We start from the raw sequence: 12887 nt of genomic DNA, 5'->3' as shown, positions 1-12887 counted from the left end.
TGAGATATGACGCTTTACGACCTTGAGGAGGACGAGTATGATATGCTAGTTTTGCCGGGCGGTCAGCCGGGCGTCTCAAATGTCGAAGGAAATCTAAAAATGAGAGAAATCATGAAGCGTTTCGATAAAAAAGGTAAATTTATAGCAGCCATCTGCGCTGCGCCGATCGCACTTGACGCCGCAGAGATTGTTAGAGGCGAGTTTGCCTGCTATCCTGGCTGCGAAAAAGCCGTACGCGGCGGAAGCTACGTAAGCAATAGAAACGTCGTGCAAAGCGGCCATATCATCACTTCAAGAGGGCCTGCCACGGCGATGGAGTTTGCTTTGGAGTTGCTTAAAATTTTAGGCGGCGAGCAAATTTACGCCGAAGTAAAAGAGGGCTTGTTGTTCGTAAAATAAAACGGCATAAAGCCCAGGCGATAATTTAAGGCAAAAGCTTAACGCAGCTTTGCCCGCTCTTTCTCGCCGAGTTTTTCTTTGCGCGCGAGAAATAGGCTTTTGCATGAAGCCGTTTTCTAAGCCCTAAAAGCTTGCGAGTTTTGAAAAATCGGCTAAATTTTGCCGCATTAAAGAGCTTGCGGATATGCTTACGGGTAAATTTAATACTAAATTATAAAAAGCGCGCTTTTTATCTAGCTTTTTTATTTAAATTCAGGTATTATCCCTTAACCGGTTTATCGGGAATTTGATTTAAGGAAACGTTACTGTGAATATTTACGTCGGTAACTTGTCATATCGCATGACTGAGGCAGAGCTTAAGGATACATTTGCGCCGTTTGGCGAAGTAAAACGCGCGAAAATCGTCAAAGATCGCGACACGAATCGCTCAAAAGGATTCGGATTCGTCGAGATAGAAAACGACGCAGACGCGCTAAAGGCGATCGAAGCGCTAAACAACAAGGAAGTAGGCGGCAGAGCTCTAAGAGTAAACGAATCTAAACCTAAAGAATAATCTTGGCCGTCAAATCTGGCGGCTTTTAACTAATTTTTAAATTTAAGCTTTTTAGTCAAAATTTCGCTTCAAATGAACCAAAAAATCACGTCTCGTATCGCTCCGACGCCAAGCGGCTTTTTACACGCGGGCAATGTTTACAACTTCTTACTGACCTATCTTTTTACTCGCGCGTTTAACGGGATTTTGTACTTAAGGATCGACGACTACGACTTACCGCGCTACCGCAGGCAATACGTGGAAAACATCTTTCGCGTGCTTGATATGCTGGGCATTGATTTTGACGGCGGACCCGGCGGAGTGGGGGAATTTGAAACCAAATTTAGCTCCAAATTTCGCCTCGGCGCCTACCAAAACGCGCTAAAAAAGCTCGAGCAAAAAGGCGTTTGCTACGCTTGCGAGTGCTCGCACTCGATGAAAAGCTCGTTTAAAAACGGCATTTACGCGCGGGTTTGCGCGGAGAAAAATCTTAAATTTAAAAAAGACGAAACGGCTATGCGGCTACGCACTATCGACCAAGCGCAAATTAACATTCGGCAAAATTTGATAAATTTTGACGCTTTGAGGCGCGGCTTCTGCGTGGAGGCGAGCCTGGCGAACGGGCTTTGGGGTAATGAACAAAAAACACAAGACGGTACTGCAAACGGTTTAAAAAATTCGGCAAATTCGGACAGCTTAAATTTGATAGACGAAGCGGCGTTTGAGGCGGAAAAATTCGCGCAAATTCAAAGCGTAAATTTGGCTCAAATTTTGGGCGATTTCGTCGTTTGGAAAAAGGACCATACGCCCGCGTATAATCTCGCTAGCCTCGTGGACGACGAGATCTTAGGCGTAAATTTGCTCGTGCGAGGCGAGGATCTGCTAGCTTGCTCGGCGGCGCAAAAGTACATGGCGCAGATGTTAGGATACGGTTTTGAAAGTTCAAATTTCATCCATCACGGCCTGCTAGCGCATGGCGGCAAAAAGCTATCCAAAAGCTCGCGTGCACCGGCGGTGAGTGTAACGGACGGCGCCAAAATCCACTATAAATTTGCCGCTTTTAAGCTCGGGCTCGACGCATCAAAATGCGACGAATTGTCAAATTTGCTTGAGGTGTTTAAAGAGAAATTTGGCTGATAAATTTAGGCGCTTTGCGCTCTTTTTTGAATTATTTTTAAAATTCAAAAAGTGAGGTAAATTTTTATCTGTTTTATCCCAAATTTTGATTTACGGGCGATGGCGGTATCTCTAAAATAAATTTTAGCGTTTCGGACGGGTCGTTTGCGGGGGAGTTTAAATTTGAGCGCAAATTTACGTCCGCGAGGCTACGTCAAATTTACCGCTCAAATTTAAGCTAAATTCGGAGCCGTAAATTTAAATCAAGCCGCCCGCACCGCAGGCGTCAAATTTGAGCTCAAATTTTGCCAAAAACCCTCCCAAACAGCCTATTTCCAGCGCTTGCTTAAATTTAGGTCGGGCCGAATTTATCCGCCTAAAAGCAAAGTTTCTGTAAAATCAAAAGCATTAAAAAGGACGAAAAATGAGCGATTTTACAGATTTTACGCACCTGCACCTGCACACGGAGTATTCGCTGCTAGACGGCGCTAACCGCATCAAAGAGCTAGCCAAAACGCTAAAAAAACAAGGCGTCAAAGCCGCAGCCATCACTGACCACGGCAATATGTTTGGCGCGATAGACTTTTATAAAACGATGAAAAATGAGGGCATAAAGCCGCTAATCGGCATCGAAGCCTATATCCACAACGGCGAGGAGCTGGGGGATAAAAGTACCAAACAGCGCTTCCACCTCTGCCTCATCGCAAAAAACGAAATCGGTTACAAAAACCTGATGTATCTAAGCTCCATGAGCTATATCGAGGGGTTTTATTATTATCCTCGTATCAACAAAAAGATGCTAAAAGAGCACAGCGAGGGCATCATCTGCTCCTCAGCGTGCCTGCAAGGCGAGGTAAACTGGAACCTCAACCAAAGCGAGCGAAATTTGCGGTTCGGCGCGGGCGGATATGAGGCGGCAAAGGAAGCCGCGCTGTGGTACAAAGAAGTTTTCGGCGATGATTTTTACCTCGAGATCATGCGCCACGGCATCGGCGATCAGCGTAGGATCGACGATGAAATTTTGCGCCTAGCAAAAGAGCTAAACATCAAGGTAATCGCAACAAACGACACGCACTATACGTTTAAGCAAAGAGCCGATGCGCACGAGGTTTTCATGTGTATCGCGATGAACAAACTACTCGACGATCCAAACCGCCTGCGCCACAGCGTGCATGAGTTTTACGTCAAGACGCCCGCGCAGATGAGCGAACTTTTCGCCGATATCCCAGAAGCCGTCACAAATACGCAAGAAATCGTAGATAAATGCGACCTCACGATAAAACTCGGCGACGCGACGCCGCCAAATTTTAAATTTACGCTCGAGTACGCCGTCGAGCGAAATTTGAGCCTACCGGAGCCTGATAAACGCTACAGCATACCAAACGACAGCGTGCTGTTTGAGCACGAGTGCAGGCAGGGGTTAGAGGATAGGCTTAAATTCGTCCCATTAGAGCGCCACGAGGAGTACCGCACCCGTTTGCAGCGCGAGATAGATATCATAAATAAGATGAACTTCCCCGGCTATATGATGATCGTTTGGGACTTTATCAACGAAGCCAAAAAGCGCGGCGTACCGGTAGGCCCGGGGCGCGGCTCGGCGGCTGGAAGCCTCGTGGCATATAGCCTAAAGATTACCGACCTTGATCCGCTGCCCTACAACCTGCTTTTCGAGCGTTTTTTGAACCCCGAGCGCGTGAGCATGCCCGATATCGACGTGGACTTTTGTCAAAACCGCCGAGGCGAGATCATCGACTACGTCATCGAAAAGTACGGTAAATTTAACGTCGCGCAAGTTATAACCTTCGGTAAGCTACTGGCAAAAGGCGTCATCCGAGACGTCGCGCGCGTATGCGATATGCCGTATGCCGAGGCCGACGCGATGGCTAAGCTCATCCCCGACGAGCTAGGCATCACGCTAGAACAAGCCTTTGCAAAAGAGCCAAAGATCGGCGAGCTGATAGCAAGTAACTCAAATGCAAATAGAATTTGGAAATTCGCCCTTGACCTGGAGGGTCTAAACCGAAACGCCGGCATGCACGCAGCAGGCGTGGTTATCTCAAACGAGGAGCTGTGGAACAAAACCCCGCTCTTTCGTCAGCCAAACGCCGAGGAGGATCACTTCGTCACGCAGTATAGCCTAAAGTACCTAGAGGACGTTGACCTCATCAAATTTGACTTCCTGGGGCTAAAGACGCTAACCGTGATAGATAACGCCGTCAAGCTCGTAAAAAAGAGATTCGGCAAAGAAATAATCTGGGAGCAGGTCAATAAAAACGACCCCAAAACCTACGAGACGATCAGTAGCGGCCAGACGCTGGGACTGTTTCAGATAGAAAGCGAAGGCATGCAAAAAGTCGGAGCCGATATGCGCCCCGACTGCTTCGAGGATATCATCGCGATGATCTCGCTTTACCGTCCGGGTCCGATGGATCTTATCCCTGATTTCATCAAGCGCAAACACGGCCTGGAGCCTATCACGTACATTTTTCCCGAGCTTGAGCCGATCTTAGAGCCCACATACGGCGTCATCGTATATCAAGAGCAGGTTATGCAAATCGTGCAGACTATCGGTGGCTTTTCTTTGGGAGGCGCTGATCTCGTGCGCCGCGCGATGGGTAAAAAGATAAAAGAGGAGATGGATAGGCTAAAGGGCAAATTTATCGAGGGAGCCGAGGCGCAGGGGCTAGACGGCAAAAAGGCCGACGAGCTGTTTGAGCTTATTTTGCACTTTGCTTCGTACGGATTTAACAAATCACATGCCGCGGCATACACCTACGTGACCTTTCAGACGGCGTATCTAAAGACCTACTATCCGGCCGAATTTATGGCGGCTCTCATCACGAGCGAGGAGACCAACGCCGATAAGATTTCGCGCTACATAGACGAGTGCAAGCGCCTAGATATCGCTATCTTGCCGCCATCGGTCAATAAATCTGCCAAAGAATTCTCAGTCGTTAGCGAAGGCGGCAAGGACGCTATCATCTACGGCCTAGGCGCGATAAAGGGCGTCGGAGGCGCGGCGATCGAAAATATCTTAGAGGAGCAGGCTAAGGGCGAGTTTAAGGACATCGACGACTTCGTCTCGCGCGTGGATAACTTTAAGGTAAATAAAAAAGTCTTTGAAAGCCTGATAAAATCGGGCTCGTTTGATAGCTTCGGCCTAACGCGCAAGATGATGCTAAACAACCTAGATAACATCGTAGAGGCGTGCAAAAACGCCGCTACTATCAAGAAAAACGCGGCCGAGAGCCTATTCGGCGACGACGAGAGTATGGGCACGGTTAAAACAAATCTCGTGCGCGACGACTCCGAGCTAGAGTTAAAAACCAAGCTCAAATTTGAGCTAGAAAGCGTGGGTATCTATCTCTCCGGCCATCCGCTAGACGAGTACCGCGAGCAAATCTCAAAGATAAAATACACGCTAAGCGATAAATTTGACGAGCTACCCGAAAACGGCGAGATGCTGCTAGTCGGCAAGATCGAGGATCTCACCACCAGGATCAGCAAGAAAAACGGCAAAAAAATGGGCACGATCGAGATGCTGGATTTCCACGGTACGGTCGAGATCGCGGTCTTTGACAGGAGTCTTGGTGCGGTTGAAGCGATGAGTGCCGATGAGCGCGATTTGCCGCATGCGTTTAAGGTTCGTTACTCCAAAGACGGGCAGTTCATGCGTATAAATTTGGATAAAATTTTGACTCTTGACGAGGCTATGGGCATGGACTTTTCGCATCCGCTCGAAAAATACAAAGAGCAAATCGAACAGATAAAACACACGCCTAGCAAAGATTTTGGCAAGATAGATAAAACGAGCGAGATACTAGTCGTCGGCAAGATTGCCGAGATCGCTAAAATCCCTAGCAAAAAAACCGGCAAAGAGTTTATGATGCTAAGCGTCATGGATCTTTTTAGTACGTTTAAGGTCGCGGCTTTTGACTCCGAAAAAGGGCTCATCGAGAACCTAAGCGACGAGCAAAAGGACGCTCCGCTAGCATTTAAGGTGCGCTACTCGCGCGACGATCAGGGCGCTCGCATAAATCTAATCGACGTCGTTAGCCTAGAGGACGCGCGCGATATGAATTTTCAAAGCAGAAGCTTTAGACAGCGCAAAGAAAGTAGCGGCGCTAGCTACCAAAACGGTCAGGCATCTAGCGAAAGCAGAGTCAAAAGAGAGCTTGAGGACCTGGTTTTGGAGCTAAATTTGGACGAAACGGGCAAGGATCTCATCACGCAAATTTACCGCTCCGCTATCGGCGAACACCGCGCCGCAGCCGATAAAAATAACAAGCGTCTGATCATCCGTATCAAAGACGCGCAGGAAGGCCGCGCGCTGGTTTATACGACGGAGTTTATCGTGGGCGAGGGGTTTGAGGAAAGGGCGTTAGGTTTAAGGCAGGCCGTTTAGATTTTTAAATTTGACGGCTTGTCTTTTTGGTTTATACTCCGCTGCTTTTAAATTTAGCTCGGTCATTACCCGCACGGTAGCTCCCGTCGTAAAATTTAAAAGCGGCTTGTCTCGCGAGTGCTTTTTGAATTTAAATTTGACGACGCAAGTTTAGTCAAATTTGACTGATTTATCGGCAAGCTTTGGGCTTAAATTTAAAGAAAACACGCTAGAAAGCGTGCTAAAAGAGCTAATGAGGCTTAAAAAAGCATACTAAGACTCGTGGTAAATCGCAAAAAAAGCAAAAGCCGTACGTAAAATTCTACCCGTTTTCTTATAAATTTGGCTTCCAAAGCCGTCTTTTTGCTTTCAAATGATACAATTCTGATTTCAATTATTACATTTTATCTTTAAATTTGACGGGAGCTCTTATGAAAAAACTGGTTTGGCTAAATCCTGTTGTAAAAAACATCTACGACTTTGCGGCGCTTAAAGAAATTTTGCAAGATAAAGGTTTTAGCGTAGTGGAGTGCGTAAAAGACCACGTCCAAAGCGTAAAAAACGCATACAAAAATGGCCTTACACAAAGCGAGCTCATCTTTGATAGTCGCTGTCCGAGGGCTGTAAATTTCGTCAGAGCAAATTTCAAAGAGCAAGCCGCTCTCATCTCAAATTTAAACCCCATTTTAATAGAAAGCGCCATCGAGCTTAGCTCAAAGCTAAAAGAGGACGAGCGGCTTTACGTGACGACGCCCTGTGAGGACTTGGCCGAGCTTGGCAGGGGACTAAATTTGGAGCGAACCACATTTTTGACGTGGAAAAGCTTTAGGGAGCAAAACGCTATAAATTTAAAGATGCATAATATCGAGCAAAGTCCGGTACCGCCGGGGTTTTTCGCAAATTTGGGCGTAAAAACATTAAGCCTTGGTAGTAAAGAGAAGATAAAAAATACCCTTTCATATAAATTTAGCGAGCTTAAAAACTACCGGATCATCGAGCTTTTATACTGCGAAAACGGCTGTCACAACGGAGATGGGCTGTGAGGGAAATTTTCAAAAAGAGCATTTTGATCCTGGCGATCTTTGCCATCTGGCAGGTCGTTTGCGAGCTAGAAATTTTCACGCCGTATATCCTGCCAAGTCCGGCAGCGACGCTAAAGACGATGTATAGCATGAGCCTAAGCGGCGAGCTTGCTACGCATACGATCATCAGCTTTAAGCGAATATTTGTAGGATATGTTCTTTCTTTTGCCCTAGCGCTCGTGCTTGGCGGTATAGCTGCGCTTTTACCAAAGATCAGCGTTTATTACGAGTGGATACTAGAGTTTTTTAGAAACATCCCGCCGCTTAGTTTGATAGCTATTTTAGTGCTTTGGTTTGGTATAAACGAGACGCCAAAGATCATTATTATCATCTTGGCTTCGTTTTTCCCGATGTTTTTAAGTATCCAAAAGGGGCTAACGAGCTGCGACGTGAAGCTCATTGAGGTCGGTAAAATTTTTGGCTTTAGCAAATTTGAAATTTTTTACAAGATCATCCTAAAAAGCGCGCTAAAAGATATCTTTGTCGGTATGCGAATAGGCTTTGGCTACGCCATGCGCGCGATCATCGGAGCTGAAATGATAGCGGCTTCAAGCGGACTGGGATATCTCATACTTGACGCAGAGGAGCTCTCACGCGCGGATAGGATATTTGTGGGCATTTTTACGATCGGCGTTTGCGGCGTGCTCATAGATAGGCTGTTTTTGCTTTTGATAGCGAAATTTAGCCTTTTGCGAGGCGATAAATGATAGAAATTTCAAATTTATCCAAGCATTTTTATATCGGCGAGAAGCGTATCGACGTTTTGAAAGAACTAAGCTTAAGCATAAAAAAAGATAAGATCACCGTCATACTCGGCAGGAGCGGATGCGGCAAAACTACGCTTTTACGCCTCATCGCCGGTCTTGAGAGCGTAAGCTTAGGCGAGATAAAATTTAAAGAGCAAGCAAAGATCGGCTTCGTCTTTCAGGAAGCCCGCCTCATGCCGTTTCTAAACGTCTATGAAAACATCGTATTTGCGCTTAAAAAGCATGAGATAGAGGCTGCAAAGATCGATAGTTTGATATCTATGATAGGGCTTAGCGACTTTAAATTTGCCGCAGTTTCACAGCTATCCGGCGGTATGAGCTCGCGCGTTTCGCTTGCTAGAGAGCTTGCGTATGAGGCAAATTTGATCCTCATGGACGAGCCGTTTGCTGCGCTTGACGCATTTACTAGGGCTAGCATGCAGGCTGAAATTTTAAAAATACAAGCCGACAAAACCATCCTTTTCGTCACTCACAACATCGATGAGGCGCTATTTTTGGCTGATGAGATCATCTTGCTTGAAAAGGGCGGGATAAAATCAAACTACGACCTATCAAATTTAGCAAGGCCAAGAGATCTGCTAAGTGAGGAGCTAATAGCCGTAAAACGCAAAATTTTGAGTGAAATTTAGAATAAAAAATGATAACTAAAACTAAAATGAAGCAAAAAATTATATAATTTATAAAATTTTTAAAGGAGCAAATATGAGAAAGTTTTTCAAGGTTTTGTGTGCGGCCTCTTTGTTTTGTCTAGTCGCAAACGCAAGCGAAGGCTTAGATAAGATCGGCATGACCTACGTCAAATCGCCGCTAAACGTCCCATCGATCGTCGATAAATTTAAAGGCTTTTACGCGAAGTCTTTTGGCGTGCCGGTCGAGTACTCCGAGATCACCTCAGGTGCGAAACAAACGCAAGCGCTCGCTTCAAATTCACTCCAGTTTCTAAACTGCGTGGGCGGCACTTCGGTTATACTAGCGGCTGCAAATAAGGCTGATATAAAGATCATAAGCGCCTACTCAAGGGCGCCAGAGGCATTTGTGATATTTTCTAAGGACCAAAACATAAAGTCGCCAAAAGATCTAAAAGGTAAAAAAGTAGCAGGCCCAAAAGGCACGATCTTAAACGAGCTTTTGGTTAGATACCTAGCTCTTGGAGGGCTTAGCATAAATGACGTAGAGTTCATCTCTATGGGCATCCCGGCTGCGCAAGCCGCAGTTGAAAACGGCAGCGTCGATGCAGCGCTTCTTGCAGGACCAGCGGCCTACAACGCTCAAAAATCAGGCCTAAATATAGTGACAACCGGCAAAGGCGTCATCACTCCAGTCATCGTCACGGCAACAAGCGGAGAGTTTTATAAAAAGCATAAAGACGTAGTTGAGAAATTTAAAAAGGCTCAGGATGAAATTTTAGACTACATCAAGGCGAATGAGGACGAGGCGCTTAAATTTACTGCCGAAGAAACGGGGCTAAGCATAGAGGCGGTAAAGAGCATGTATCCTCAGTACGACTTTAGCTCAAAGATCACTGCTGATGACATAAAAGCCCTTGAAGCTACGCAAGAATTTATGCTTGAAAGCAAGATGATAGAGCATAAAATAGATATAAAGTCGCTTCTACTAAACTAAATTTAAAGGGCAAATTTGCCCTTTAATTATCCTCGGCGCCTTGTAAAAAGATCCAAATTTGCATTATAATGGCAGCAAACTTTGCGAGTATAAAAGTAACCGTTTTAGCTTGGTAAGATAAGGCAATGAAGCTAAAACTAGTAAAAAGATACGGTGCGGACGAGTTTAGCTACGAAATTTTGAAAAATAAATTTAAGATAAAAGCCATGCGCGAACCGATCGGCGTAGGCATTAGCCTCGCAAGGGCGCTAAGAAAATAAATTTAAGGTAGAAAATGAAAAATTTGACTATGTTGATACTTTTTGCTATCGCGGCTATGGCTGGCGAGCCTAAAAAAGGCGAACTCAGTCCCGAAAAGGAGGCGTTTTTAAGCGCGCGCTACGAAACGCTTAAAAAATCGTGCGCCCAAAAGGACGCTAGAGCCTGCAAACGCGTGATCTTTTTTTACAAAAAAGACGAACTCAAATATAACGAGCATGAAGCTCAAACGGCGATGCAGACTTTGCTTGACGCGTGCAAAGAGGGTAAAATTGACGCATGCATGGAGGCAGGCAAAATACATATAGAAAATAAAAATTACGACGCGGCAAAAGAGCTTTTGCTGCCTGCATGCCTAAGCGGTCATTACGACTCCTGCTCCGTTTATGGTGAATATTTGGAAAAACACTCGCCCGCTAAAAGCAAAAAGCATGCACAAAAGATATATGAATTCGCCTGCGACAAAAACTCGGCGCTAGGGTGCGAAAATTTGGGGCTTTTGCTTCGAGCCGAACCTTACTTGCATGACGAACCGCAGGATTTGCCAGGATATTTCTATCTAAAAAAAGCCTGCGAAATAGATGCTAGAAGATGCCTTTCTCTGGGTATTTCGTCTTTGTCGTACGATCCTGAGGATGCCATAAAAGCGCTCACTAGAAACTGCTTTGAGTCGGATATGCTAGCCGGTTGTATTATGCTTACGGAGCATCATAAACGAGGTGCTTTATACGCCTTGGACGACGCTGAGGTAAAGCGAGTATACGCGCGCCTTTGCGAGCGAGCGCCGTATAAGAAAGAATATTGCCAAGCGGCGCGATAAATTTAATCTCGCTTGCGTTTTGATTTAGAGCAAATTTAAACGGGCGATTAAAATTTACCGCGCTAAATTTAGGCAAGGCTCTTAGCCTGGGATAAAATTTAACGCTTAAGGAGTAAAAATGGGTAAAACGGCTTTGGTCGTAGGAGCTACGGGAGCGGTAGGACGCGAGATCGTGCGCGGGCTTTGCGAAAATGAAAACTACGATAAAATCATCGTTTGGGCGCGTAGGGAGCTAAATTTTAGCCACGAAAAGCTAGAGACGCAGATCGTAAATTTTAGCGATGTAAAAAACATGCCGCCGTGCGAGATAGACGAGATATTTTGCGCGCTGGGCACGACGATGAAGCAAGCCGGTAGCCGCGGACAGTTTTATAAAGTGGACGTGAGCTACCCCGTAAATATCGCAAAATGGGGTATCGCCTCGGGTGCGCGCCGTTTCGCGCTCATCTCCGCCTACGGTGCGGACGAGCGGTCGAGATTTTTTTATCTGCGCGCAAAGGGCAAGGCGGAGAAAAAGATCGCCGCGCTAAAATACGAGAGCGTGCAAATCGCGCGACTACCTGCGATAAAAAGCGAGCGCGAGCAGGTGCGCATGGGCGAGCTATTTGCGATTTGGCTGTTTGGGCTTTTGCCGAAGTTTATCTTAACGAACTACCGTCCGATGAGCGCGAAAGATATCGCGACCGCCGTCATCGCCGCCGCGCAGACAGACACCAAAGGCGTGCAAATTTATCATCCAAGAGAGTTTATTTAGAAGCAAAAGCGTAAAGACGATTTTAGCTTTAGGGTTTTAAAAATGCCGAAAAATGCGCCCGCTATTTTAAAATAAAAAATCGGCCGAATTTTCAAGGCGCGCGGACTTATTTAAATTCGGCCTTTGAGCGCGGTTTAGCTATTTGCTCGGTAGCGGACAAAAGTCGGGTATATCAAAAAAGAGGCTCGCTTTTATGTTTGGTCGCGCTCAAAAGCGCCGATAAGACGGCTTTCGCACCGCAATCGCCTAACAGGTAGCGCGAGCCTATGCGCAGTTTCCTTGCTCGCGCAAAAATCAAAACGCCTACTTAAAGACTATGCCGGATGCGGTAAAATCCATTTGCTCCGGCTCGACGTTTAGCAATGATTTAAAAACCAGCCTGCCTACGGCTTTTAGCTCCGCCTCATGCGCGGGATTTGGATGCTGTTGCAACTCCTGCTGCATCGCCATCAGCAAAAACCCAAGCCCCATAGATATCTGATACGAGTTCATCATTTCCGTAGCTTTTCCCTCAAACAGCTCCGGTTTTTTGCGCAAAAACTCGGCGATCTGCAAAAATGCGGGCTTTACGGCCTCGTCTGGCATCGGATGATTAAAATACGCCGCATAAGCGCCTCCTAGCAGCGCCACGATACCGGTCGCCACGTTTTCTTTGGGTATGCCGTAAAGCTGCTCGACGCTACCGTTTAGCTTATCTATACCCTCTACTAGCAAGCGCCGCCCCTCGTCTTGCTGCGCGGCGGGAAATAGCTGCGCTATCTGCTCGATGCCGTCCATATCCAAAAAATGATCTCCGGCTCGTACCAGCGCGCCCGTATAGAGTATATCGGTCTTAACGTCTTTGGCGTAGGCGGAATCATCGGGTGGATTTAAATTTTTTCTTGCTTGATTCATAGCGCGGTTATACGCATCCTGCCGCAACCACTGCTCGTTAAAATCAATCGTAAAAAACGCCTGCGCGCTGCTAAAACACATCACCGCTCCAAGCGCCGCCGCGCCGACTCGAATCTTGCCTAAAATTTTCATAAAACGCCTCCTAAAATAAAATTTAAAATAGCTCGCCATTCATTTTAGCTTAAATTATATAACGAATAGATTTACGACGGACTGATTTTATCCGCCAGCTTCCGCGCGTAAAATTTCGCTATGAAT

12 protein-coding genes are annotated in these 12887 nt (G+C 46.3%); 11 read left to right on the top strand and 1 reads right to left on the bottom strand.

All coding sequences use genetic code 11. The annotated features are described in order from the left end of the window. Positions 1-6: 6 nt before the first annotated feature. From RYL88_RS07535 to RYL88_RS07485, 11 genes are all read left to right on the top strand, one after another. Positions 7-399 carry a DJ-1 family glyoxalase III gene (locus RYL88_RS07535; RefSeq protein WP_314990272.1) on the top strand — a complete coding sequence of 131 codons (393 nt, stop codon included), beginning with the start codon at positions 7-9 and terminating at the stop codon, positions 397-399. A 307-nt stretch (positions 400-706) separates the two neighbouring features. Beyond that, positions 707-952 (top strand): RNA-binding protein, encoded by a 246-nt coding sequence (locus RYL88_RS07530; protein WP_002948394.1) that lies wholly within the window; start codon positions 707-709, stop codon positions 950-952. Between the two features lie 72 nt (positions 953-1024). Beyond that, on the top strand, positions 1025-2068 hold the full coding sequence (locus RYL88_RS07525; RefSeq protein ID WP_314990267.1) for a glutamate--tRNA ligase family protein: 1044 nt from the start codon (positions 1025-1027) through the stop codon (positions 2066-2068). 403 nt (positions 2069-2471) lie between these two features. Further along, on the top strand, positions 2472-6452 hold the full coding sequence (gene dnaE, locus RYL88_RS07520) for a DNA polymerase III subunit alpha (protein WP_314990265.1): 3981 nt from the start codon (positions 2472-2474) through the stop codon (positions 6450-6452). A gap of 410 nt (positions 6453-6862) precedes the next feature. Next, positions 6863-7474, top strand: coding sequence for a hypothetical protein (locus tag RYL88_RS07515; protein WP_314990262.1), 612 nt, complete (start codon positions 6863-6865; stop codon positions 7472-7474). Further along, positions 7471-8220 (top strand): ABC transporter permease, encoded by a 750-nt coding sequence (locus RYL88_RS07510; RefSeq protein ID WP_314398681.1) that lies wholly within the window; start codon positions 7471-7473, stop codon positions 8218-8220. Before RYL88_RS07515 ends, RYL88_RS07510 begins: the two co-directional genes overlap by 4 nt. Next, positions 8217-8909: an ABC transporter ATP-binding protein gene (locus RYL88_RS07505; RefSeq protein WP_314990260.1), complete on the top strand. Its 693-nt coding sequence runs from the start codon at positions 8217-8219 to the stop codon at positions 8907-8909. The genes RYL88_RS07510 and RYL88_RS07505 overlap by 4 nt, the downstream gene beginning before the upstream one ends. A 73-nt stretch (positions 8910-8982) precedes the next feature. After that, the gene (locus RYL88_RS07500; protein ID WP_297965578.1) at positions 8983-9903 is read left to right on the top strand and encodes an ABC transporter substrate-binding protein; all 921 of its coding nucleotides are present in this window, start codon (positions 8983-8985) and stop codon (positions 9901-9903) included. A 125-nt stretch (positions 9904-10028) separates the two neighbouring features. Next, positions 10029-10163, top strand: coding sequence for a hypothetical protein (locus RYL88_RS07495; RefSeq protein WP_314990256.1), 135 nt, complete (start codon positions 10029-10031; stop codon positions 10161-10163). 14 nt (positions 10164-10177) lie between these two features. Continuing rightward, positions 10178-10981 (top strand): hypothetical protein, encoded by an 804-nt coding sequence (locus RYL88_RS07490; RefSeq protein ID WP_314990254.1) that lies wholly within the window; start codon positions 10178-10180, stop codon positions 10979-10981. A 118-nt stretch (positions 10982-11099) separates the two neighbouring features. After that, a complete protein-coding gene (locus RYL88_RS07485; protein WP_314990252.1) occupies positions 11100-11735 on the top strand; it encodes an NAD-dependent epimerase/dehydratase family protein in 636 nt (211 codons plus the stop codon). A gap of 303 nt (positions 11736-12038) precedes the next feature. Here RYL88_RS07485 and RYL88_RS07480 read toward each other — a convergent pair whose 3' ends face one another. Then, complete coding sequence (locus tag RYL88_RS07480; protein WP_314471248.1) at positions 12039-12761, bottom strand: DUF6683 family protein; 723 nt, start codon at positions 12759-12761, stop codon at positions 12039-12041. Between the last annotated feature and the right edge of the window lie 126 nt (positions 12762-12887).

The organism is uncultured Campylobacter sp., assembly GCF_963517995.1.
Taxonomy (GTDB): domain Bacteria; phylum Campylobacterota; class Campylobacteria; order Campylobacterales; family Campylobacteraceae; genus Campylobacter_A.
The sequence above is the reverse complement of the archived record's forward strand: the minus strand, read 5'-3'. Positions and strand labels throughout refer to the sequence as shown.

Coding starts and splice junctions, on each gene's coding strand:
- RYL88_RS07525 (WP_314990267.1), top strand. CDS start 1,025: ATGAACCAAAAAATCACGTCTCGTATCGCTCCGACGCCAAGCGGCTTT.
- RYL88_RS07490 (WP_314990254.1), top strand. CDS start 10,178: ATGAAAAATTTGACTATGTTGATACTTTTTGCTATCGCGGCTATGGCT.
- RYL88_RS07485 (WP_314990252.1), top strand. CDS start 11,100: ATGGGTAAAACGGCTTTGGTCGTAGGAGCTACGGGAGCGGTAGGACGC.
- RYL88_RS07500 (WP_297965578.1), top strand. CDS start 8,983: ATGAGAAAGTTTTTCAAGGTTTTGTGTGCGGCCTCTTTGTTTTGTCTA.
- RYL88_RS07495 (WP_314990256.1), top strand. CDS start 10,029: ATGAAGCTAAAACTAGTAAAAAGATACGGTGCGGACGAGTTTAGCTAC.
- dnaE (WP_314990265.1), top strand. CDS start 2,472: ATGAGCGATTTTACAGATTTTACGCACCTGCACCTGCACACGGAGTAT.
- RYL88_RS07535 (WP_314990272.1), top strand. CDS start 7: ATGACGCTTTACGACCTTGAGGAGGACGAGTATGATATGCTAGTTTTG.
- RYL88_RS07505 (WP_314990260.1), top strand. CDS start 8,217: ATGATAGAAATTTCAAATTTATCCAAGCATTTTTATATCGGCGAGAAG.
- RYL88_RS07515 (WP_314990262.1), top strand. CDS start 6,863: ATGAAAAAACTGGTTTGGCTAAATCCTGTTGTAAAAAACATCTACGAC.
- RYL88_RS07480 (WP_314471248.1), bottom strand. CDS start 12,761: ATGAAAATTTTAGGCAAGATTCGAGTCGGCGCGGCGGCGCTTGGAGCG.